15 protein-coding genes are annotated in these 23,806 nt (G+C 69.8%); 8 read left to right on the top strand and 7 right to left on the bottom strand.

Features of this window, described 5'->3' with window-relative positions:
- Positions 1-7: 7 nt before the first annotated feature.
- Complete coding sequence (locus G4D77_RS21210) at positions 8-913, bottom strand: LysR family transcriptional regulator (protein WP_154833530.1); 906 nt, start codon at positions 911-913, stop codon at positions 8-10.
- 132 nt (positions 914-1,045) lie between these two features.
- Between G4D77_RS21210 and G4D77_RS21205 the strand changes: the two genes are divergently transcribed.
- The 4 genes from G4D77_RS21205 (at position 1,046) to G4D77_RS21190 (ending at position 5,342) form a co-directional block, all read left to right on the top strand.
- Complete coding sequence (locus G4D77_RS21205) at positions 1,046-2,128, top strand: YeiH family protein (protein WP_154833529.1); 1,083 nt, start codon at positions 1,046-1,048, stop codon at positions 2,126-2,128.
- A 157-nt stretch (positions 2,129-2,285) separates the two neighbouring features.
- Complete coding sequence (locus G4D77_RS21200) at positions 2,286-2,747, top strand: MarR family winged helix-turn-helix transcriptional regulator (protein ID WP_016448753.1); 462 nt, start codon at positions 2,286-2,288, stop codon at positions 2,745-2,747.
- Positions 2,744-4,729, top strand: coding sequence for an FUSC family protein (locus G4D77_RS21195; RefSeq protein WP_154833528.1), 1,986 nt, complete (start codon positions 2,744-2,746; stop codon positions 4,727-4,729). Before G4D77_RS21200 ends, G4D77_RS21195 begins: the two co-directional genes overlap by 4 nt.
- Before the next feature lie 91 nt (positions 4,730-4,820).
- The gene (locus G4D77_RS21190) at positions 4,821-5,342 is read left to right on the top strand and encodes a GNAT family N-acetyltransferase (RefSeq protein ID WP_154833527.1); all 522 of its coding nucleotides are present in this window, start codon (positions 4,821-4,823) and stop codon (positions 5,340-5,342) included.
- Between the two features lie 44 nt (positions 5,343-5,386).
- Here G4D77_RS21190 and G4D77_RS21185 read toward each other — a convergent pair whose 3' ends face one another.
- On the bottom strand, positions 5,387-6,829 hold the full coding sequence (locus G4D77_RS21185) for an NAD-dependent succinate-semialdehyde dehydrogenase (RefSeq protein WP_016448756.1): 1,443 nt from the start codon (positions 6,827-6,829) through the stop codon (positions 5,387-5,389).
- Between the two features lie 203 nt (positions 6,830-7,032).
- Between G4D77_RS21185 and G4D77_RS21180 the strand changes: the two genes are divergently transcribed.
- On the top strand, positions 7,033-8,985 hold the full coding sequence (locus tag G4D77_RS21180) for a trypsin-like serine protease (RefSeq protein ID WP_154833526.1): 1,953 nt from the start codon (positions 7,033-7,035) through the stop codon (positions 8,983-8,985).
- 81 nt (positions 8,986-9,066) lie between these two features.
- On the opposite strand, the gene G4D77_RS21175 is transcribed toward G4D77_RS21180, so the two are convergent.
- The 3 genes from G4D77_RS21175 to G4D77_RS21165 are packed head-to-tail and all read right to left on the bottom strand — an operon-like array spanning position 9,067 to position 14,529.
- A complete protein-coding gene (locus tag G4D77_RS21175; RefSeq protein ID WP_193726193.1) occupies positions 9,067-11,919 on the bottom strand; it encodes an Hsp70 family protein in 2,853 nt (950 codons plus the stop codon).
- 58 nt (positions 11,920-11,977) lie between these two features.
- Positions 11,978-13,843, bottom strand: coding sequence for an Hsp70 family protein (locus tag G4D77_RS21170; protein WP_154833524.1), 1,866 nt, complete (start codon positions 13,841-13,843; stop codon positions 11,978-11,980).
- 2 nt (positions 13,844-13,845) lie between these two features.
- Positions 13,846-14,529 (bottom strand): DUF2760 domain-containing protein, encoded by a 684-nt coding sequence (locus tag G4D77_RS21165; protein WP_016450853.1) that lies wholly within the window; start codon positions 14,527-14,529, stop codon positions 13,846-13,848.
- Positions 14,530-15,027: 498 nt separating this feature from the next.
- Between G4D77_RS21165 and G4D77_RS21160 the strand changes: the two genes are divergently transcribed.
- The gene (locus G4D77_RS21160) at positions 15,028-15,903 is read left to right on the top strand and encodes a hypothetical protein (protein WP_026062924.1); all 876 of its coding nucleotides are present in this window, start codon (positions 15,028-15,030) and stop codon (positions 15,901-15,903) included.
- A gap of 100 nt (positions 15,904-16,003) precedes the next feature.
- The gene (locus G4D77_RS21155) at positions 16,004-16,708 is read left to right on the top strand and encodes a riboflavin synthase subunit alpha (RefSeq protein ID WP_154833523.1); all 705 of its coding nucleotides are present in this window, start codon (positions 16,004-16,006) and stop codon (positions 16,706-16,708) included.
- 13 nt (positions 16,709-16,721) lie between these two features.
- On the opposite strand, the gene G4D77_RS21150 is transcribed toward G4D77_RS21155, so the two are convergent.
- A complete protein-coding gene (locus G4D77_RS21150) occupies positions 16,722-19,241 on the bottom strand; it encodes a heavy metal translocating P-type ATPase (RefSeq protein WP_154833522.1) in 2,520 nt (839 codons plus the stop codon).
- 148 nt (positions 19,242-19,389) lie between these two features.
- On the opposite strand from G4D77_RS21150, the gene G4D77_RS21145 reads away from it, so the two are divergent.
- Entirely contained in the window at positions 19,390-21,300 is a 1,911-nt protein-coding gene (locus tag G4D77_RS21145; protein ID WP_154833521.1) for a bifunctional metallophosphatase/5'-nucleotidase, read from the top strand.
- A gap of 769 nt (positions 21,301-22,069) precedes the next feature.
- Here the strand turns inward: G4D77_RS21145 and G4D77_RS21140 are convergent.
- Positions 22,070-23,797 (bottom strand): acetyl/propionyl/methylcrotonyl-CoA carboxylase subunit alpha, encoded by a 1,728-nt coding sequence (locus tag G4D77_RS21140; protein ID WP_154833519.1) that lies wholly within the window; start codon positions 23,795-23,797, stop codon positions 22,070-22,072.
- Between the last annotated feature and the right edge of the window lie 9 nt (positions 23,798-23,806).

Raw genomic sequence — 23,806 nt, 5'->3', positions numbered from 1 at the left:
CCTGGGCTCATTCCTGCGCCTGGGACCTGCAGGCCTGCACGAAGGCCGCCAGCGCAGGCGAGCGGCGCTTGCCTGCCCGCTGCACCAGCGAGAAATCGCGCCACATGCGCGGCAGCGTGGTCGGCAGCACGGCCAGCTCTCCCGAGGCGACCAGGGCCTGCACCAGCACGCGCGACAGGCAGCTGATGCCCAGGCCCTGGGCCACGCAGCGCGCTATGGCCTCGGAGCTGCCCAGCGTGGCGGCGGCCGGCAGCTGGTGCAGATGCGGCAGCAAGGCATGCTCCACCATCTCGCGCGTGCCCGAGCCCGGCTCGCGCAGCAGCCAGCGCGCACCGCGCAAAGCGGCCACGCCCAGCGGGCGCTGGCCCGCGGCCTGCACCAGCGGGTCCTGTGCTGCAGCCACGATGACGAGTTCGTCGCGCATCCAGGGCTCGACCTCCAGCCCGGGCCAGTGGCTGGTGCCCTCGATCAGGCCCAGGTCCACGTCCAGCGATTCCACGGCCTGGCCCACCTCGCGCGTGTTGGCGATCTGCAGGTCCACGCTCAGGTGCGGATGGCTGCGCGCCAGGTGCGCGAGCACGGCCGGCAGCGCATAGGTGCCTATGGTGGTGCTGGCTGCCACGCGCAGACGCACGGGCAGGCTGGCCGCCCGCACCGAAAACGCCTGCTCTATGCCCCTGGCCTGCTCCAGCAGCGCCAGCGCCTCGGGCAGCAGGGCGCGCCCCGCGTCGTTGAGCGCCAGCCGCCGGCCCACGCGCTCGAACAGCTGGGCGCCCATGGCCTGCTCCAGCTGCTGCAGCGCGGCGCTGGTGGCCGACTGCGACAGGGCCACGGCATCGGCCGCCGCCACGGTGGAGCCGGCCTGGGCAACGGCGCAGAAGATTTCGAGCTGTCGCAGGGTGAGGTGCAGCATGGCGTGCAGTCTGGACGAGGCATCAACCTGTTTCCCCGGTTGATGCTACAAAAACTATTCGTTATACGAATATAGCCAAGAAATCTAAAGTGCCTCCCATGCACCGCGCTCCTGACGCGGCGCGCAGGCACCATGAACACCACTTCCCTCCCATGCTCCTTCCTCCCTGGCTGGCTTCGCCATTTGACCGAGCTTGCGCCCGGCCTGCTGCTGGCAGGCGCCATTGCCGCAGCCGCCACCTGGGGCGCACGCCAGCCCCTGCTGGCCGGCTCGGGCCTGAGCGCGCTGACGCTGGCCATCTGCATCGGCCTGGTCATCGGCAACACCGTCTATCCGCGCCTGGCGCCCAGCTGCCATGCCGGCGTGGGCCTGGCCAAGCAGCGCCTGCTGCGTGCGGGCATCGTGCTCTACGGCCTGCGGCTGACCTTCCAGGACATAGGCCATGTGGGCATGGCCGGCGTGGTGGTCGATGCCCTGGTGCTGGGTAGCACCTTCTTGCTGGCGCAGTGGCTGGGCCGCCGCGTCTTCGGGCTGGATGCGCGCACCACGGTGCTGATCGGCGCGGGCAGCTCCATCTGCGGCGCCGCTGCCGTGCTGGCCACCGAACCCGTGATCAAGGGACGTGCCGAAGACGTGGCCGTGGCCGTGGCCACCGTGGTGGTCTTCGGCACCGTGGGCACCTTTCTCTACCCCGCGCTGTTCCACTGGAACGCCGCCCACGGCTGGCTGGACATGTCGCCCGCGCAGTACGGGCTGTACGTGGGCTCCACCGTGCATGAGGTGGCCCAGGTCGTGGCCGCCGGCGAAGCCATTGCGCCCGAAGCCGCCGACGTGGCCGTGATCTCCAAGATGGTGCGCGTGATGATGCTGGCCCCCTTCCTGCTGCTGCTGTCCATGGCGGTGGCGCGCGGCAACCGCAGCAGCCAGATGAGCGACGGCCAGCCGCGCCGCATCACCATTCCCTGGTTCGCGCTGGGCTTCGTCGCCATGGCCGGCGTGAACTCGCTGGGCGTGCTGCCCGCTGCCGTGGTGCAGGTGGGCGTGCAGCTGGACAACGCGCTGCTGGCCGTGGCCATGGCGGCCCTGGGCCTGACCACCCATGTCCGCGCCGTGCGTGCCGCAGGCACGAAGCCCCTGCTGCTGGCCGCCTTGCTGTTCGCATGGCTTCTGGTGGCGGGCCTGCTCTTCAACCGCTGGGTGCCCGGCCTGCTCTGAAGCTGCCAGCATCCATCGACCGGCCCTGCGAGGCATCGTCTCGCAGGGCCTTTTTCATGGACGGCCTGCCTTCCAGAGCAAGGGAATACCCTTGAATCAAATGCAGGCACAATTAATTTGTAATACAAATTAATTGAACTACAAAGATAATCGAGGCATGTCCTTTGCCTCTGCCCCTCCCCGCGCCCGTCTCGGCTTTCTCATGGTCACCCTGGTACGCCAGTGGCGCCGCCAGGTCGAGGAACAACTGCTGGCCGACGGCCTGACCGACGCCACCTGGGCGCCGCTGATCCACCTGCGCGCCTGGGGCGATGGCGTCACGCAAAAGGAACTGGCCGAGCGCGTGGGACTGGACGGCTCCAGCCTGGTGCGCCTGCTCGATATTCTGGAAGGCCACGGATGGGTGGAGCGCCGCGCCGACCCCGGTGACCGGCGCAGCAAGCGCATCTTCCTGACCGATGAAGGCAACGGCGCCGTGGATCGCGTGCGCGCCACCATGCTGCAGGCCGAGCTGGCCATGCTGCAGGACCTGGACGATGCCGAGGTCGAGGCCATGCTGGCCGGCATGGCCAAGATCCAGGCGCGCATGGGCGCGCTGCGCACGGAAGGCGCGCCATGAGCGCCCTCCACGATGCCTATGGCCGCCTGCTCCAGGCCTCGGCCCGCTGGGGTTTCGACCCCGTGCGCCTGCGCCAGCACCTGCGCACGGCCTTCGCCGCATGCCTGGCCTTGCTGGCTGCCTGGCAGCTGGGGCTGGAGCATCCGCAGTGGGCCGCCATGGCCACCTGGGCCGCATCCCAGCCGCTGCGCGGGCAACTGGTCGAGAAAAGCTTTTTCCGGGTCGCAGGCACCGTGGCCGGCACAGCCGTCGGCGTGGGCCTGGTGCTGCTTGCCCAGGGCAATCTGCTGTGGCTGGTGCTGGGCCTGGCCGTCTGGCTGGGCCTGTGTGCGGGCGTGGGCAATCTGCAGCGCAGCTTCGTGGCCTACGGCACCATGCTGGCCGGCTATTCGGCAGCCATGGTGGCGCTGCTGGACTTCGCCCATCCCGAGCAGGTCTTCGCGCTGGGCTGGGACCGGCTGTTCACCGCGCTGACCGGCGTTTTCGCAGCCTTGCTCGTGGGCTGGCTGTTCACGCCCAAGGGCAGCGGCATTCCCGGCAATGCCGAGGTACGCCAGCTGTTTGCCCGGCTGCTGCGCGATCTGGCCGACAGCCTGCAGGCGCGCGGCCGTTCGTCACTGGGCTCGCAGGAGATCGCCGCCCGCCTGCTGGCCATGGCGGTGATCGAGGAGGGGCTGGACCCGCACGCCGCAGGATCGCAGCGCTCGCGCGAGGCCGTGCACGCGCTGCGCCGACTCATGAATGCCCAGATCTCGGCCCTGCTGTGGCTGCGCGATGCACCATCGCAGGAGCCGCCTGCGGCCTTTGGCGACGCGCAGGCCCTGGCCGCCGCGCAGGCGCTGCGCGAAGCCGCCGTGGCACTGGAGACGCGCGTGCAGTTGCACGAGGCCGCGGCGGCCCTGATACGCGCACGCGAGTCCGCCGCAACCTGGCCCGGCGCGGCCGACATGCTGGCCCCGATGGGCTTTGCACTGCAGGCCCACCTGGCCGCCACCCACGACGTGGCGCTGCCGCCCGGCCACCGCGCGCGCCAATGGCCGGTGGTGCTGCACAGCGACTGGCTGGGCGCGCGCCGCGCCATGCTGCGCGCCAGCGCGGCCATCGCCATCGTGGGCCTGCTGTGGGTGGCCTCGGGCTGGAGCGGCGGCGCCTACATGCTGCTGGGCATGTCCATCATGCTGACCGTGTTCTCGGGCTTCGAGAACCCGTCGGCCACCATGCGCCATGTGACCCTGGGCCAGGCCATGGGCGTGCTGGTGGCCCTGGCCTGCCAGTGGCTGGTCTGGCCGTTCGCCAGCAGCCAGGCGGGCCTGGTGTGGCTGATGCTGCCCTTCGTCTTCGTGGGCGCACTGCTGTTCTCCCACCAGCGCACCGCGCTCTCGGGCTATGACTGCAACATGGTGCTGCTGCTCCTGCTGCAGCCCCACTACCCGCAGACGGCCAGCTTCGGCCATGCGCTGGCCCTGGGGCTGGCGGTGGTGTCCGGGCCGCTGGCCGGCTGGGCTGCCTACCGATTCATCCTGCCGGTCACCCTGCAGGGACGGCTGCAGGGCCTGCGCTCCATGATGGTCCACGAGCTGCAGGACATGGCCGCCACGCCCGGCCATGCGCGCGATGGCCGCATCTGGCGTGCCCGCCTGTACCACCGGCTGCTGCGCCTGGTGCGCATGTCGGAGCAGGCCGGAGGGCAGCTGGGTGCGCAGGCGGCCGAGTGCGGCCTGGCCGCCCTGCATGTGGGCCGCGCCATCCAGGCGCTGCACCAGCTGTCCGGGGAAGCGGCCCTGGGCGACGGCACGGCCCGCGCCGTGCGCGCCGCGCTGCTGCGCCTGCAGCGGCTGCAACAGGCGCCCGGCCAGTGCCCGCCGCTTTTGCGCGCGCTGGCGCAGCGCGTGGCCGAACGCCACCCCGACCAGGCCCGCCAGCTGCGCCATGCCGCGCATGAGATCGCGCAGCACGAAGCCTTCTTCCGCAATGCCGGCTGAAGCACGGACCCATGCCAGAATGAACGGCTAAGGCCGGCCCAGGCCGGCAGCGCCCCACGCTCTCTGTCCCCCTGTTGCGAGGAAAGCATCCATGACGTGGAGCGACACCACCATCACCTCACAGCGCCTGGCGCTGCGCCCCTTCACTGCCGCCGATGCCAATGAGGCCTTTGCCTGCATCACGCCCACGTTGACGCGCTACCTGTCGTTCGAGCCGCCATCGACGCCTGCCGATTTCGAGGCGGTCTGGCGCGGATGGCTGCGGGAGATCGCAGCCGGCACGGACTTCAACTTCACGCTGCGCGAGCGCGCGTCAGGCCGATTCACCGGCCTGCTGGGCCTGCACCGCGCGCGCGATGCCGAGCCCGAACTCGGCATCTGGATACGCGAGGACGCGCATGGCCAGGGCCATGGCCGCGAGGCCGTTGCCGCCCTGGCCGCCTGGGCCGCGGAAACCTTCGCCCCGAAGTCCTTCAGCTACCCGGTGGCCGAGGCCAACACGGCCAGCCGGCGCATCGCCGAAGGATTGGGCGGGGTCGTCGTGGAGCAGCAGCAGCGGCCCAAGTACGCGGCCGTCATCTACCGCATTCCCGCGCGCAAGCCGCACCCATGAAAAACGGCCCCCTCAGGGGCCGTTCATCTTTCAGCCGGCCATGATCACACGGCGGCAATGGACACGGCCTTGGAGACCAGGTAGGCCTCCAGCGCCTCGGGGCCGCCTTCGGAGCCGTAGCCCGAGTCCTTGATGCCGCCGAACGGCATCTCGGCCGAGGCCACGGCCGGCTGGTTGATCCACAGCATGCCGGCCTCGACCTGCTGCGCCAGCTGGTGAGCGGTCTTGATGGAGCGCGTGAACGCATAGGCGGCCAGGCCATAGGACAGGCGGTTGGCCTCGGCGATGGCATCGCCCAGATCGTCGAAGCCGCGGATGGCAGCCACGGGGCCGAAAGGCTCCTGGTTGAAGATCTCGGCGCTCAGCGGCACATCGCCCAGCACCGTGGGTGCAAAGTAGTTGCCCTTGTCGCCCAGGGAGCCGCCGCCCGTGAGCAGCTTGGCGCCCTGCTTTTGCGCGTCCTCGATGAAATGGGCCAGTGCGGTGACGCGGCGCGGATTGGCCAGCGGGCCCATCTGCGTGCCCTGCACCAGGCCATCGCCGACCTTGAGGCCTTCGGCATGCGCCACCATGGCGCGTGTGAATTCCTCGCGCACGCTGTTGTGCACCAGAAAGCGCGTGGGCGAGATGCAGACCTGGCCTGCATTGCGGAACTTGGCCGCCCCCGCCGCCTTGACGGCCAGCGCCACGTCGGCATCCTCGGCCACGATGACCGGCGCGTGGCCGCCCAGCTCCATGGTCGAGCGCTTCATGTGCTGGCCGGCCAGCGCCGCCAGCTGCTTGCCCACGGGCGTGGAACCCGTGAACGTGACCTTGCGGATCACGGGATGGGCGATCAGGTAGGAGGAAATCTGGGCCGGATCGCCGAACACCAGGCCCACCACCCCGGCCGGCACGCCGGCATCGACAAAGCACTTGAACAGGGCGGCAGGCGCAGCCGGCGTTTCCTCGGGCGCCTTGCACAGGAAGGAGCAGCCCGTGGCCAGCGCCGCGCCGATCTTGCGCACGATCTGGTTGACGGGGAAGTTCCAGGGCGTGAAGGCGGCCACGGGACCCACGGGCTCCTTGATCACCAGCTGCTGCACCTCGGGACGGCGCGAGGGCACGATGCGGCCGTACACGCGCAGCGCCTCGTCGGCAAACCATTCGATGATGCCCACGCCGGCCAGGATCTCGCCCTTGGCCTCGGCCAGCGGCTTGCCCTGCTCCTGCGTCAGCAGGGCAGCGATCTCGTCGGCGCGGTCCTTGAGCAGGGCTGCGGCACGGCGCATGGCGGCTCCGCGCTCATGGGCGGAGACCTTGCGCCAGGTCTCGAAGCCGCGCTGAGCGGCGGCCAGCGCACGGTCCAGGTCGGCCACGTCGGCATGGGCCACATGGCCGATGACCTCGCCGCTGGCCGGATTGCGCACGGGAATCTTCCTGCCGCTGGCGGCGTCCTGCCATTGGCCGTCGATCAGGAGTTGGGTGTCGGAGTAGGAATGGCTCATGCTGGATCAGATCCTTGGTAGATGACAGGGGGCAGATGTGTGGGGCAGGCACGGCGCTCGCAGTGTCCGCTCCCGGCTGCCGCTGCAGCGCAGCGACCATTCTAGGAAGCGCCGGACGGCCCTGCCGTCACCGGGCTGTCACGCACACAACACCTAAAATGCCCGGGTTTCGCAATATCCACCAATCCGTTGAGAGGGAGCTCATGACCGATCTTTTCGACACCACTGCGCGCAGGGGCTTGCGCAGCGTCGCGCTGGCGCTCGCCCTGGCCGGCAGCCTGGGGCTGGCATGGGGGCAGGAGGGCGCCACAGATGTGCCTCAGTTCATCCCCCGCATGAGCGTGGACTCGCGCGTCCAGCCGCAGGACACGCCTCGGGAGTTCCTGGCTTCACGCAGCATGTCTTCCCCCGCAGCCGTCACCCCCATGCCGCTGCGCGTGGAACTGGGCATCTGGAAGGATGTGCGAGCCGCCTCGGCCGCTGTGGGCGGCGCCCTGCAGGTGGGCGCACAGCGCCCCAGCAGCCAGACCGCCACCACCCAGGCCCTGGGCGGGCAACTGCAATGGCAGACCTCGGCCGACGGCGGGCTGATTGCCGCAGTCAGCGTGCGCTCCGAAGGTGCCTACGGCATTCGCCTGGGTGTGGAAATCGAGCAGTTGCCCGGCAGCGCCCTGCTGCGCATCTATGCCCAAGGCGACCGCGCCGGCGCCTATGAAATTTCCGGCCAGCGCGTGCTGCAGCTGCTGCAGGCCAACAAGGACGCAGGCGATGCCAGCGCCGATGGCCGCACCTGGTGGACTCCCGACAGCGGCGGCGACGAGGTCACCCTGGAGATCGACCTGCCGCCCGGCACGCCTGCCGATGCGCTGCGACTGGCCATTCCGCGCGTCATGCACGTGTACGAGAACCTGTCGCTGCCGCTGGAGGGCGAGAACGTGTTCTCGGCCCAGCTCAACGAGTCCCTGTCATGCCACCTGGACTCCACCTGCTATGACGCCTACAGCGCGCAGCGCAACGCCGTGGCGCGCATGTTCTATGTCCAGAACGGCCAGGGCTATGTGTGCTCGGGCACGCTGATCAACGACAAGGCAGGCTCCGGAACGCCCTACTTCCTCACGGCCAACCATTGCATCAGCACCCAGACCGTGGCCTCCACGCTGGAGACTTCGTGGTTCTATCGCACGCCCTCGTGCAACAGCCGCACGCTGTCGTCGGCCTCGCGCACGCTGCGCAACGGCGCCACCCTGCTGTACGCCACCGCCACCTATGACGGCAGCTTGCTGCGGCTCAACGAAGCCGCCCCTGCAGGCGCCGTCTTTGCCGGCTGGTCCACCCAGGCCCTGACCAGTGGCGCCAAGGTGGTAGGCATACACCACCCGCGCGGCGACCTGCAGAAGATCAGCTTCGGCACCTATGACCGCTCCTTGGCCTGCGAACCCTCCAGCGATGCCACCATGACCTGCCGGTACCGCGATGGCGGCTACCTCAGCGTGAATTGGGACCAGGGCCTGACGCAGCCGGGCAGCAGCGGTTCGGGCCTGTTCCTGAATGGCCTGCTGGTCGGCACGCTCTACGGCGGCGACGACCAGACCTGTTCGCGCACGGGTGGCAACTCGATCTATGGGCGCTTTGACCTGCTCTTCCCCAATGTGCAGAAGTGGCTTGCTGCAGACACGGGCACGGGCGGCGTGGACACCGGCACCGGACAGGCCCGCACCGCCATCTACCGCTTCTTCAACCGCCAGACCGGCGCTCATTTCTATACCGCCAGCGCTTCCGAGCGCGACTATGTGGTGGCCACTTACCCGGCCTTCCAGTACGAGAACGTGGCCTTCTATGCGTCCACCCAGCCGCAGCAGGGCCTGGACCCGGTGTTCCGCTTCTTCAACACGGCCTCCGGCGCACACTTCTTCACCATCAGCCAGCCTGAACGTGACTACGTGCTCGCAACCTATCCCAGCTTCAAGAGCGAGGGCACGTCCTGGTATGCCCAGACGGCCGCCGGCAATGGCACCGTGCCCATGTTCCGCTTCTTCAACGTGCAGACAGGCACGCACTTCTACACGGCCAACGCGGCTGAACGCGATTTCGTGATCGCCAGCTATCCCGTTTTCAAGTACGAAGGTGTCGCCTACTACGTCTGGAACTCGCAGTAAGCACAGCGCACTGCACTTGCTGCAGTGCCTCCCCAAGAAGAAGGCCCCGCACTGCGGGGCCTTCTTCTTGGGCAACAGCCGTCACCCCACCAGCACCAGCCCCGGCGGCAGGCTATCCCCAAAGCTGCGCTTCGCATCCTGGGCGTCCATCTGCTGGACCTGTTCCACCAGGTCGATCCAGCGCTGCGGTGCACCGGCGCCGCGCAACCGCTCCAGCACCAGGGCGCGCTGGGCATCGGACAGGTCCAGCGCACGGTCGCCCGTCATGCGGGCCATCTGCACGGCAGCGAACATGGCGGTCTCATTGCGGCGCCAGTCCTGGGCCAGGGTGGCGTCCAGGAACTCCTGCGCAGCCTCGGGCGGCATGACGCGGTGGGCGTTGGCCGCCAGCGGCATGCGCGCGGCCAGCCGGCCTATGGCCCACCAGGTCTGCACGGATTCACCAGGGTGCTTCAGCCGCTGCAGCATCCACTGGCCCATTTCCTGGCGGTACTGCCAGGGCACGGCCTCCATGGCGGCGAACAGGCGCAGCATGTCGTCGTAGCTGCCATGGGCGGACTTGCCCTGGCTGCGCTGCGTGGACTGCTGCACGGCCTTTTGCATGTGGCCGGCAACCTCTTCCAGCAGCTCCATCTGCCGGGCCTCGTCCAGGCCCGCGGCCACGCGGCGCCAGAACACCCACCATTCGGTGCGGTTGGCCGCCTCGCCGCCATGGCCCAGGCCCTGGCCATGCAGTTGCCAGACCTGCTGCATGCGCCAGCCGTCCAGCTCGGCGCCCACGCCGGGGCGCAGGCACCAGCCTGCCAGGTTCAGCCAGACGCGCTCGTGCTCGGCCGTGCGGCGGCGGCGCCTAGCGCGGGCCAGCAAGGCGTCGAACAGCGCGCGCAGCAGCGGCAGGTCCCAGTCCTCGCGCGGGCCCAGCCGTCGCTCCAGCGACTGGCGCAGTTGGCGGACCTCCTTGGCCGTCACCTCCTGGGCCTGGCTGCCGAAGATGCGCTCGATCAGGGCCACGGCGTCCGCCAGCCGGCCCTGCCGGGCAGAAAGATCGCCGGTGTCCTGCGCATCTGCGGCCAGCGCACCGCGCACGCTGAACGGCAGCAACCACTGGCGCTGCGCATCGTCGGCGGCCACGCAGCGCACCTCCAGCGTGCCGACCTCGGTCATGCAGGCCTGCAGTTGCACTTCGACCTGGGCCTTGTCCCGGCCCTCGGGCGCGGGCAGCACGGTGGACAGGGCGGGCAGCTCGACCCAGCCCTCGCCGTCGAGCGCCGCGATACGGCCGGCCTGCGCAGGCGCCGCCGCCAGGCTGTTGGCCACCAGCGAAAAGCGCACGGCCTGGCCCAGGCGCAACGCAAAGCGCCGGCCGGAGAGCACGATGCGCACGCCCTCCTCCGTGCCGCGCGGCAGCAGGCAGATGCCCTGTGGTGCGGCACCCGCCTTCTCGGGCAGGACCAGCCAGTAGCTGCGCGGCGAGCCACCGCCGATGCGCGGTACCGGGGCGGGCACAGTCCGGGCATCTTCCGATTCCGGCAGATCCTCTGACGGACGGCTCTGGACATGCATGGCCAGGCCATGCGCCGCTGCGCCGCGTGCAACGGCCCAGTCGGGATGCGGGTTGTGCAGCAGGCGCAGCGGCTGGCCGCGCCAGGCCTGCAGCTGCGCCACCAGCCGCTGGGCCAGCGCATGGGCGTGGAAGACGCCGCCATTGAGCAGAACCGCATCGGGCAACTCCCCAGCCGCGTGCTGCGCGAGGAACTGCGCCAGGTGCCGTGTGATCGCCGCATCGGCAGGATAGGGCAGCCCCAGGCCGCGCAAAGCGCCCTGGCGCCGGGTGGGCAGATCCTGCAGGCCGGCCAGCGGCATGAAGCCTTCGACCACGGCCTCGCGCACCTCGTCGCGGCGCAGCGTGGCCGTGCGCGTCTGCGCCAGCAGCTTCGATCCGCTGCCCAGCAGGGTCACGGCCACGGACTCGGGCGCATCGTCGGCCAGCAACTGTTCCTTGGCCATGCGGCAGCGCTGCACCAGTTGGGCGAAGCGTGCGGCGGGCAGACGCTCGCCGGGCGGGGCGAACTGCGGCTCCAGCCGATGGGCCAGCGCCAGGTCCATGTTGTCGCCGCCCAGCATCAGGTGCTCGCCCACGGCCGTGCGTGTCAGCACGGGCAGGCCTCCAGCTTCAGCGGGCTGCACGCGGATCAGGGTCAGGTCGGTGGTGCCGCCGCCCACATCCACCACCAGCACCAGGCGGCAGTGCGCCAGCTCGGCCGCCAGGCGTTCGCCCTGCAGCACCAGCCAGTCGTGGAAGGCGGCCTTGGGTTCCTCCAGCAATTGCACCGCAGGCAGACCGGCCAGCCGCGCGGCCTCCAGCGTCAGTGCGCGCGCGCCTTCGTCGAATGAGGCCGGCACGGTCAGCACGACCAGCTGGTCCCTCAGCGGCGCGCCGGGGTGCGTGCGGTCCCAGGCCTGCCGGACATGGTCCAGGTAACTGGCCGAGGCCTGCAGCGGCGACAGCCGGGCCACCTCTTCGGGCGCGCCCCAGGGCAGGATGGCCGCCGTGCGGTCCACGCCCGCGTGCGACAGCCAGCTCTTGGCACTGGCCACCAGGCGCGACGGCACGGCCGCGCCCAGATCACGCGCCCAGCGGCCATTGACGGCGGGCGCTTGCGCATCGGCGCCCAGTGCCGCCCAGGGCTGCTGCCAGGCATCGCCGAGCTCGCCGGGCGCCGCCTGGTAGCGCGCAGAAGGCAGCAGCACCTGGGCAGCGACCTCGCCAGCCGAGACACGCTGCGCCACGGGCAGCAAGGCGATGTCGGCCGCCGTGCCGCCCACGGGCACATGCGCCACCACGGTGTGGCTGGTGCCCAGGTCGATGCCCACGATGTGGGCGGCGTCGGGAGCGAAGGGGGTGGCGGAGGCGGGGGCGGCAGTATCAGGCATATCGGCAGTCATACAGGGCACGGTGCGCGGCCCGGACCGGGCCTGCCGCCGGGGCGGGCTACGCTACATCGGCCCGCACGTCGAACTCCACCTTCCAGCGTTCGTCACCACCCACGGGCACGGCGTTGAGTTCCAGCGTGCCGATGTCGGTCACGCGCGCATGCAGGGTGACGGGCACGATCTCGCCGGGCGCACGGCCTTCGGCGGGCAGGTGAGCCTCGATTTCCTGCAGCTCGACCAGTTCCTCGGGTCCCCAGAAGTCCAGCACGGTGCCGACCTGGTCGGCGCGGCGCACGGAGGAACCGAAGAAGCGCAGGCGCACGGGCTCGCCCACGACCAGGCCGAATTCCTGGGTGTCCAGCGCCACCTCGGTGCCCTCTTCCATGCCGAAGGGCGCCAGGCACAGGGCCGAGATGGGCGGCTCCATGCCGGGGATGGCGGGCATGTTGCTTTCCACGCCCACGTAATAGCTCTGCGCCGTGCCGCCACGGATGCGCACGCCACGGCCCGCAGCCGCCACATGGCCGAAGTAGGCGGCGCCGCGCGCCACGGCCAGGTCGAGGTTGGCGCCGTCCAGCAGGCGCGCGGGTTGCGCGCCTTCGCCGGCCAGCCAGCCGTTGACGACTTCCAGGATGCGCTGCTCGATCTGCGGCGCCTTGAGCACGCCGCCGTTGAACAGGATGGCCGAGGGATGCAGGAAGGACGCGCCCTCGGGCTGCGTGCCCTGGAGGCCTTCGATCTGCTCGGTGGCGCCGGCCTGGCGCGAGAGGAAGGCCGCCAGGTGGCGCGTGACGGCTGCGTCCTGCGCATAGGGCAGGCCCAGCTGGGTCAGCGCGGCGCGCGCGCGGGTCTGGGGCTTGTCGGAGACGGCTGCTCGCGGGAAGAAGCCTTCCACCAGCATCTGCAGCACCTCGTCACGCGTGACCTCGGTGCGGATGCTGCCGCCGATGAGCTTGCTGCCCCGGCTGGGCACGACCACGGGCACGGACTGCAGCGTGGCATCGGCCAGCAGTTGCTCCTTGGCCTGGCGGCAGCCATGGGCCAGGGCGCGGGTCTGCCAGGCGTCGAGCTGCTTGCCCTCCTGGGCCAGCTTGCGGGCCACGCCGTAGGCCAGGGCCAGGTCCATGTTGTCGCCGCCCAGCAGGATGTGCTCGCCCACGGCCACGCGCTGCAGTTCCAGGCCGCCGTCCTTTTCCAGCACGGCGATCAGCGACAGGTCGGTGGTGCCGCCGCCCACGTCCACGACGAGGATGATCTCGCCGCTTTGCACCTGCTTGCGCCACTGGCCGCCGCTGGCCTGGATCCAGCTGTACAGCGCAGCCTGGGGTTCCTCCAGCAGCGTGAGCTTCTGGAAGCCCGCGGCGCGGCAGGCCTCGGCCGTCAGCTCGCGCGCGGCCGGGTCGAACGAGGCGGGAATGGTCACCGTCACGTCCTGGGCGTCGAACGGCGCCTCGGGATGGGCCTGCTCCCAGGCCCAGCGCAGGTGCGACAGGTAGCGGATGGAGGCGGTCAGGGGCGAGACGCGGTGCACCTCCTCGGGCGCATCGGCCGGCAGCAGGGGCGAGCGGCGGTCCACGCCCGGATGGCACAGCCAGCTCTTGGCGCTGGAGACCAGCCGGATCGGCGTGGCCGCGCCGCGCGATCGCGCGAACTCGCCCACCACGAAGTCCTGGCTGGCGCCCCAGGGCAGGGCCATGTCGGCCGCAGTCAGCTCGCTTTCATGCGGCAGGTAGAGGAAGGACGGCAGCAGCGGGCGTGCCTCCACGCTGGAGGGGCCGGTGAGCTGGGGAATCTCCAGCACGCCCTGCTCCACCTTCTCGCCATCGCTGGCCTGGCGGTCCACATAGGAGAGCGCGCAATGCGTGGTGCCCAGGTCGATGCCGATGCTGAAACGGGCCTGGGAGGATTGACGGGACTGGTCCATGCTCACAGCTCCACCTCGGCCTGGGCCACGATGGCGGCAGCCTTGTGATCGGTGAGCTGGGGCAGGCGGACATCGTCCACGCGCCAGCCGCGGTGGCCCAGCGTGCCCGTGAAGGGTGCCTGGCCGACCACGTTGCCCGTCAGGCGCACGGCGGCGGCATCAAAGCCTGCGGCCAGCGTGACGCGGCTGCCTTCGGCCTCGGCACGCACGGGAGCGATGCTGAAATGCTCGCGCAGCACCTTGCGGCAGCCTTCGTGCACCACGCGCGCGGCGGCGCCGATCTCGGCGTCGGCATAGCCGGCCACGTCTTCCTGCACGAAGTCCACGAAGCGGGCCTCGCGCTGCAGCAGGCCCAGCAGCTGCAGGGCGGCGGTGCCAGCGGGTGCGGCCGGCTCCACGACGGTCTTTTCGACGATCTTCTCGACCGGCACCTCGACACGCTTTTCAACCACTTTCTCGACCACCTTTTCGACAGGCACCTCGACGCGGACCTCGACGATCCGGTCCACGGGCACCTCCACGCGCACCTCCTTGGGTGCGGGCGGCGGCACGTCGGCGGCCAGCGGCTCGCCGTCGCGCAGGCGGGACACATCGGCGGCCAGGCGGCCGTTGCCGAGGATGGCGAAGAAACTGCCGATCGCGATGGCGATGCGGCTCAGGAACGAGGGGGGAGTCTTGGAATTCATGGGCTTCTCTTGGCGAGAGGACCCTGCCGGGCCGATCGCCGCGCAGCAGGGCAACCGGGCGCCGGTGGTCCTCCACCGGGCGCCCGCAGGGTCCGTGATGTTACCCAAAGCAACGAAGCCCCGTCCTGTACACGGCCCCATGCCCCCGTGCGCAAATGGCCTCGCGGCATAATCGCGGCTCCTCATCCCCCTGTCCATGGCCCCTACACGCCTTTTCCGCCACGCCCCGACCCGTTGCACCGCCTTGCGCGCGCAGCGGCCGCAGCGCGTGCACGGCGTGCCCACGGCCTTCATCAGCCTGTGCGGCTTCACGGCCCTGCTTTCCGCCGCCGTGCGGAAAGCCTGAGGTCCAACCCCAGCTTCCCGCACGGCCCCCGCAGCGAATCCGCATGCAAACGCATGCCAGGAGCTGCCGGCCCACGCCCGCATCGCCCTGGCCTGCACGCCTTTCAGGCTGCGCCGCCGCATGGCACAGCCGCCTTGACCCCGGAGCCGATGATGGACATGGAACTCTCCCAAAACTTTCTGCGTGCCAAAAGCCCCTGCGCGGCGGGCTTTCGCTGGTTCGTGCGCAACCGCCATGACGGCAACGACTACCAGCGCGTGCTCGATGCCCTGGTGGGCGATGGCCGCGTCGAGGATGCGCGCTGGCTCATGAACCAGTTCGGCCCCACCGATGCCGTGCTGGAGGTCGATCACCTGGAGGCCGATGCCCTGGTGTTCTCGGGCAGCGTCGTCGTGCATGGCGAGCTGCGCGTGCCCGGCCTGCTGGCCGTGGGCCGCACGCTGCAGGCCGGCGCCGGCATCCACGCCGGCCGCATCGAGGCCGGCCAGGACCTGCACAGTGGCGGCGCCATCTTCTGCAGCGGCCCACTGCAGGCAGGGGGCCTGGTCAAGGCCGCCTGGAGCGTGGACGTGCACGAGGAACTGCGCGCCGAGGACGTGCGCGCCGGCTGGGAGCTGCGCTGCGGCGCCGACCTGCGCCTGGGCGGAGGAGCACAGGCCGGCCAGGACATCGAGGTGCAGGGCGCCATCCGCTGCGGCAAGGGCCTGCGCGCGGGCGGCAGCATCCGCGCCAGCGGCCTGATCGAGCTGGGCCACGGCCTGTACGCTGGCGCCGACGTGGAAGGCGGCAGCCACATCGAGGTGGACTGGGGCATGCGCGCGCTGGGCGACATCCGTGCGGCCTGCAGCATCCGCGCGGGCGAGACCCTGCATGCCGAAGGCGAGATCGCGGCCGGCCCCGGCTACGGCATCTATGCGGGCATGAACGTGCAGCAGGATGCCTGGCCGTCCTGTGCCTGGGTGCATGCGGCGCAGCGGCCCCCAGCCCTGCTCAGCGGCTGGTGGGAAGAGGCAGCGGCACCGGCCTGATGCCCGCAGGGACACGCCGGCCTGCGCCCCCGCAGCGCAGCGCCGCGATGCAAAATACCCGCTTCGCCGCCGCACGGGCGGCTCCAAGGAATCCCACATCGTGTTCACCGGCATCATCCAGGCCGTGGCAAGCATTGCCGCGCTGCGCGACCAGAACGGCCTGCGCACCTTCACCCTCGACTTTCCCCAAGGCTTCTGCCAGGACCTGGCCATCGGCGCCAGCGTCTCCACCGACGGCGTGTGCCTGACGGTGACGGAGATCCTCTCGCCCACGCGCGCCACGTTCGATGTGATGCTGCAAAGCCTGAACATCACCACGCTGGGCGGCTATGCCGTGGGCGGGCGCGTCAATGTGGAGCGCGCGGCAAAGGATGGCGCCGAGATCGGCGGCCATCCGCTGTCGGGCCATGTGGACTTCACCTCGCCCGTGCTGGAAGTGGCCTCCAGCGACACCAACCACCGCATCCGCTTCGGCATTCCCGAGGGCTTTCGCCACTACGTGTTCGCCAAGGGCTACATCGCCATCAACGGCGCCAGCCTCACGGTGTCCGAGGTGGACCGCCAGGCGGGCTGGTTCGAGGTCTGGCTGATCCCCGAGACGCGCCGCATGACCGTGTTCGAGTCCAAGGGCGTGGGCGACCTGCTCAATGTGGAGATAGACCGCAGCACCCAGGTCGTGGTGGACACGGTGCGCGAGACCGTGCAGCAAAGCCTGGGCCGCCTGCAGCCCGTGCTAGAAGCCTTGCTCAAGGAAAAAGGCCTGAGCCTGGACGACTTCATAGACGTCCCCAAGCTGCCCGGCTGACTGCCTTCGTCGTTCAACGCCCCGCCGCCAGCGGCGGACTGAAACGCCGCAGGCGCAGCGCGTTGCTGAGCACGAAGACGCTGGACAGCGCCATGGCCCCGGCCGCGAACACGGGCGACAGCAGCGTGCCGTTGACGGGGTACAGCAGGCCCGCAGCCACGGGGATCAGGGCCACGTTGTAGGCAAAGGCCCAGAACAGGTTCTGCCGGATATTGGCCATGGTGGCCTTGGACAGCGCAATCGCATTGGGCACGCCGCCCAGGTCGCCTGACATCAGCACCACGTCGGCCGCCTCGATGGCGATGTCCGTGCCCGTGCCGATGGCCAGGCCCACATCGGCCTCGGCCAGGGCCGGCGCGTCGTTGATGCCGTCGCCCACATAGGCCAGCGTGCCGTGCTCGGCCTTCAGGCGCTTGACGGCATCGACCTTGCCGCCGGGCAGCACCTCGGCCACCACCTCGTCGATGCCCAGCTGCCGCGCAATGGCCTCGGCCGTGCGGCGGTTGTCGCCGGTGATCATGGCCACCTTCAGGCCCAAGGCGTGCAGCGCGGCAATGGCGGCCGGCGTGCTGTCCTTGATGGGATCGGCCACGGCGATCATGGCGGCCAGGCGGCCGTCCACCGCGGCATACAGCGGCGTCTTGCCTTCGTCGCCCAGGCGCGCGGCCTCGTCTGCCAGCGTGTCCACCTGCAGGCCCAATTCGCGCATGAAGCGGTCGGCACCGATCTCCACGCGCACGCCGTCCACCTGGGCGCGCACGCCAAAGCCTGTCACCGATTCAAAGCGATCCACAGCGCCCAGCGGCAGATCCTCGGCCTTGGCAGCATCCACGATGGCGCGCGCAATCGGGTGCTCGGAGCGGTCCTCCACGGCCGCCACCAGCGCCAGCACGCGGCTGCGCTCGCCCTCGAAGCCCGGGGCCAGCACCAGGTCGGTCAGCTCGGGGCGGCCGCGCGTCAGCGTGCCCGTCTTGTCCACGGCCACCACGCGGGCGTCCTTGAGGGTCTGCAGGGCCTCGCCCTTGCGCAGCAGCACGCCCATCTGCGCGGCCCGGCCCGTGCCCACCATGATGGAAGTGGGCGTGGCCAGGCCCATGGCGCAGGGGCAGGCGATGATGAGCACGGCCACGGCATTGACCAGCGCAAAGCTCAGTGCGGGCGACGGCCCCCAGGCCAGCCAGGCGCCGAAGGTCAGCAGGGCCACGGCCATCACGGCCGGCACGAACCACATGGTGACCTGGTCCACCAGCGCCTGTATGGGTAGCTTGGAGCCCTGGGCCTGCTCGACCATGCGGATGATCTGCGCCAGCAGCGTGTCCGCGCCCACCTTGGTGGCGCGAAAGGCCAGCGCGCCGTTCTGGTTCACCGTGCCGCCGACCAGTTCGGCACCCGGGGTTTTCTCGACGGGCACGGGCTCGCCGCTGATCATGGATTCATCGACGAAGCTGCTGCCCTCGATGACCTCGCCATCGACGGGAATGCGCTCGCCGGGCCGCACCTCGATGGTGTCGCCCGCACGCACGGCGGCGATGTCCACTTCCTGCACGGCGCCGTCCTTGCGCACGCGCGCCGTCTTGGCCTGCAGGCGCACCAGGCGGCGGATGGCTTCGGAGGTATTGCCCTTGGCGCGCGCCTCCATGAAGCGGCCCAGCAGGATCAGCGCCACGATCACGGCCGCCGCCTCGTAATACACATTCACCGTGCCGGCCGGCAGCCACTGCGGCACGAAGGTGGCCACCAGCGAATAGGCAAACGCCGCCGAGGTGCCCACGGCCACCAGCGAATTCATGTCGGGCGCGCCGCGCAGCAGCGCGGGAATGCCTTTCTGGAAAAAGCGCAGGCCCGGCCCGAACAGCACGATGGCCGACAGCAGGCACTGCAGATACCAGCTGTTCTGGGTGCCGATGGCCTGACCCACCCAGTGGTGGAAGGCCGGCACCATGTGGCCGCCCATCTCCAGCACGAACACCGGCAGCGCAAACACCGTGGCCACGATCAGCGAGCGCTTGAGCGACGCACGCTCGCGCGCCTGGCGCTGCTCCGTGCCGTCTTCGGCCGGCGACTGCGCAGCGCCGCCTTCACTGGCCGGGTTCGCGCTGGCTCCCAGCGGACGCGCTTCGTACCCGGCCTTGTGCACAGCTGCCACAAGGGCCGCCACATCTGCACTGCCAGCCAGCGTCACCACTGCACGTTCGGTGGCCAGGTTCACGCTGGCCGATTGCACGCCCTCCACCTTTTTCAGCGCCCGCTCCACGCGGCCCACGCAGGAGGCGCAGGTCATGCCCTCCACCTCCAGTTCCACGCTGGACTGGGGCACCTCGTAGCCGGCCTTCTCGATGGCGGAAATGGCGGCGGGCAGATCGGCCGCGCCCTCGAAGCGGATGCTGGCCTTTTCGGTGGCCAGGTTGACCACGGCCTCCTGCACGCCCGGCAGCTTCTTGAGCGCGCGTTCCACACGCCCCACGCAGGAGGCGCAGGTCATGCCCTGAACGGGCAGGTCTATGGCCATGCCGGCCTTGGTCGATGCATTCATTGCCTGACTCCTTTGTTCTCGCATGCAGGCACTTTAGAGATTGCCACCATGTCAAGGTCAAGCCCCCTGCAAAGCGATTTCATCGCCGTGTCATCAGCCTTGCCCAGCATCGGCGGCCGTGACAAACCGATACAGAGAGAACCCGTTCATGTCCTTGACCTCCCATCGCCCCGCCCTGCGCCCGCTGGCCGTGGCCCTGGCTGCCTCCGCCCTGATCGCCGGTTGCGGCGGCTCCGGCAACGACACGCCCGCAGGCCAGCCGCTGGAGCTGCGCATTCTGCACATCAACGATCACCACTCCACGCTGGAGTCCAAGAGCAAGACCCTGCAGCTGGACGCCGGCACGGGCAAGGCCGAAGCCGTGGCCGTGGACGCCGCAGGCTTTGAGCGCGTGACCCAGGCCATCGAGGAGCTGGCCGCGCAGTCGCCCAACGTGCTCAAGCTGCACGCCGGCGACGCGCTCACCGGCACGCTGTACTTCAATCGCGCAGGCGCCGACGGCGAGGCCGATGCCGCCCTCATGAACACCGTCTGCTTTGACGCCTTCACGCTGGGCAACCACGAGTTCGACAAGGGCGACAGCGGCCTCAAGTCCTTCCTGGACCGCCTGCGCACAGGCACCTGCAAGACGCCCGTGCTCAGCGCCAACGTGCGCTTTGGCGCCAACTCGGCCCTGAACGCGGCCAAGGCGCCCGGCTATGTGAACCCCTCCACCGTGGTGGAGCGCGGCGGCCAGAAGATCGGCATCGTCGGCCTGACTATTGCGGGCAAGACCAAGGCATCGTCCAGCCCCGATGCCGACACCACCTTCGAGGACGAGGCCACGGCGGCCCAGCGCGAAATCGACGCGCTGCGCGCCAAGGGCATCAACAAGATCATCGTCATGAGCCACGTGGGCTATGAGTACGACCGCCAGATCGTGCCCAAGCTCAGCGGCGTGGACGTGGTCGTGGGCGGCGACTCGCACACCCTGCTCGGCCCCGACGTTCTCAACACCACGGGCGTGGGCACGCCCGGCGGCGCCTACCCCACGCGCCTGGCCGACAGGGACGGCAGCCCCGTCTGCGTGGTCCAGGCCTGGGAGTACGCCCAGGTCGTCGGCGACCTCAAGGTCCAGTTCGACGCCGACGGCCGCGTCACCCAGTGCACGGGCACGCCCCATGTGCTGATCGGCGACAGCTTCACCATCGCCGGCAAGGCCGCCACCGATGCGCAAAAGACCGCGCTCAAGGCCAGCGCCGCCGCCACCGGCGTGCTGCGCGTGACCACGCCCTCGGCCAAGGCCACCGCCGCGCTGCAGCCCTTCAAGGACAAGGTTGCCCAGTTCAACCTCAAGCAGGTCGCCACCGTGCCCCAGGAACTGTGCTCGCGCCGCGTGCCCGGCGGCGTCGGCACCATGAACTACAGCCAGTCCAGCGCCGCCTGCAATGCCGAAGGCAGCGTCAGCGTGCGCGGCGGCGACATCCAGCAGCTCGTGGCCCAGGCCTACCTGGAAGAAGCCAACCGCCACTACGGCGGCGCCGACATCACCCTGCAAAGCGGCGGCGGCGTGCGCATCCCGCTGCTGGGCCAGACCACGGCCGCCCAGGTCATCCAGGTCCTGCCCTTCGGCAACAAGCTGTTCCGCCTGGACATCACCGGCACGGAAGTCAAGGGCATGCTCGAGGACGGCCTGCAGGCCGTCTACGGCCCCAGCGGCACGACCGGCCCCTACCCCTACACGGGCGGCCTGCGCTTTGACGTGAATGCGGCAGCGGCGGCCGGCCAGCGCGTATCGGGCATCGAGGTGTATGACAACGCGAGCAAGACGTGGAAGCCGCTGGATGCGGCGCGCACGTACAAGCTGTTCGTGCTGAGCTTCAATGCCACGGGCGGCGACGGCTACAAGACGCTGGCGGCCGTGCCTGATGCGCGCCGTCTGGACATTGGCGTGCTCGATTCCGATGTGTTCTTCAACTACATCGAGAGGCAGCCGGTGGATGCGGTGTCTGGTCTGCCGCTGCTGTCGCGGCTGCCGGCGGATCTGTACAGCACGCGTAGTTTTCAGGGTGGGCGCTGAGTAGTTCACGCTCTTTTTTGAGACCCTGCCGGGGGGTGTTTTTCGAGGCCGGGTCTCGGCCCGGCGGCCGACCTACTTTCCTTTGTTTCGCCACCGGTACGCCGGCCGAAGGAAAGTAGGCAAAGCAAAGGCGACCCGGATGTCCGCGACCCCTTCGCTTCGCTGCGGGGCAACCTGCGTCGTGGCGGTTGCGGGGTTCGCTGCGGAACTCGCTGCGTTCACTGCGTGAACTCCGCTCAGACAACCGCAGCGAGTCAGATCACGAAGCAGTCCTGTCCTTCGGCAGGACTGCAACCCCGCAACCACCACGCCGCAGGCGCTGACATACGGGGAGTTGGTAAGGGCCTTCGCTTCGCTCGGCCCCTGGTTTGAAGCCGAGCGGAGCGATGGCGCCGGCTGTTGGCTGTTGGCTGTTGGCTGTTGGCTGTTGGCTGTTGGCTGTTGGCTCCCCCCAGCCTCCCCCCTTCTGCCCACGCCTGCGTTGGGCGGGATGCGGGGTGGCAAGCCTGCCGAAGGACAGGCTTGCTTCGTTGTCTAGCTCGCCGTGATGTTTGAGTGAAGCGCGCAGCGCGCAACGAGTTTCACGGCGCACCCCGCATCCCGCCCAACGCAGGTCGCCCGCAGCGAAGCGAAGGGTCGTGGGCAGTTTGGGGCGCGCTTCTTTGCCCCGCTTTCTTGTCGCGCGATAAGAAAGCGGGTCGGCCGCCGGGCCGAAACCCGGCTCCTGCCGCCAGAGGCACAACAGAATCAAAAACAGGTCAACCAGAAATCAGCCAATCCGAGCAATCACAGCCCCCAGCACCTGCGCCTTCCCCGCCTCAGCCACCAAAGCCACCACCCCACTGCGATGCGCAGTCACCTGCATCTCCATCTTCATGGCCTCCATGACGGCAATCACATCGCCTTCCTGGACGGTGTCGCCATCGGCCACCTTCCACGCATGCAGATTGCCTGCAATGGGTGAAGTAACGGCAGCGGGGTCCACGGCAGATTCGGCAACGGGCGCGGCAGCCACACCGCCGCCAGCCGATGCCAGCCCCTGCAGCAGCACCGCAGGCAGGCCCAGCGACACCCGGCGCCCGTCGATCTCGACCGCGCAGCGCACCAGGCTGGCGTCGGGCAGCGGCTCGGCGCGCACGGCGGCGGCCAGGGGTTCGGCGAAGTCGGATTCGATCCAGCGCGTGTGGACCTTGAAGCCGTCGTTGCCCACGAAGTCGGCATGGCCGATGACGGCGCGGTGGAAGGGCAGGACGGAGGACAGGCCTTCGATGCGGAACTCGGCCAGCGCGCGGCGGGCACGGGCCAGGGCCTGTTCACGCGTGGCGCCGCTGACGATGAGCTTGGCCATCAGCGAGTCGAAGCTGCCGGGCACGACCGAGCCGGTCTGCACGCCCGTGTCCAGGCGCACGCCGGGGCCCGAGGGCGGGTCGAACCGCACCACGGGGCCTGGCGTGGGCAGGAAGCCCCGGCCCACGTCTTCGGCGTTGATGCGGAATTCGATGGAGTGGCCCAGCGGCGCCGGGGTTTCGGTGATGGACAGGGGCAGGCCGTCGGCCACGCGCAGCTGCTCGATCACCAGGTCCACGCCCGTGGTCTGCTCGGTCACGGGGTGCTCGACCTGCAGGCGCGTGTTGACTTCGAGGAAGGAGATGGCGCCCGTCTGGCTCAGCAGGAATTCCACCGTGCCCGCGCTGACGTAGCCGGCCGCCGCGCAGATGTCGCGTGCGGAGCTGTGGATGCGGGCGCGCTGATCGTCGCTGAGGAAGGGCGCCGGGGCCTCTTCCACCAGCTTCTGGTTGCGCCGCTGCAGCGAGCAGTCGCGCGTGCCCAGCACGACCACGTTGCCGTGGGTGTCGGCCAGCACCTGGGCCTCGATGTGGCGGGGGCGGTCCAGGAATTGCTCGACGAAGCACTCGCCGCGGCCGAAGGCGGTGACGGCCTCGCGCACGGCCGAGTGAAAGAGTTCCTCCACCTCGTCCATGCGCCACGCGATCTTCATGCCGCGCCCGCCGCCGCCGAAGGCGGCCTTGATGATGATGGGCAGGCCGTGCTGCTGGGCAAAGGCCAGCACTTCGCCGGCATCCTTGACGGGGTCGGGCGTGCCGGCCACCAGGGGAGCGCCCACCTGCAGGGCGATCTTGCGCGCCTCGACCTTGTCGCCCAGCTTGGCGATGGTCTCGGGCGTGGGGCCGATCCAGCGCAGGCCCGCATCCAGCACGGCGCGCGCAAAGGCTTCGCTTTCGGACAGGAAGCCGTAGCCGGGGTGCACGGCGTCGGCGCCGCTCTTGTGCGCGATGGCGATGAGCTTGGCGATGTTCAGGTAGGTGTCGGCCGGGCGCTCGCCGTCCAGGCCATAGGCCTCGTCGGCCATGCGCACGTGCAGGGCGTCGATGTCGGCATCGGCGTAGACGGCCACGGACTTCACGCCGTAGTCGGCGCAGGCGCGGGCGATGCGGACGGCGATCTCGCCACGGTTGGCAATCAGGACTTTTTTCATCGCAATACC

Source organism: Delftia sp. WY8 (assembly GCF_018437695.1).
Classification (GTDB): domain Bacteria; phylum Pseudomonadota; class Gammaproteobacteria; order Burkholderiales; family Burkholderiaceae_C; genus Comamonas; species Comamonas tsuruhatensis.
The sequence above is the reverse complement of the archived record's forward strand: the minus strand, read 5'-3'. Positions and strand labels throughout refer to the sequence as shown.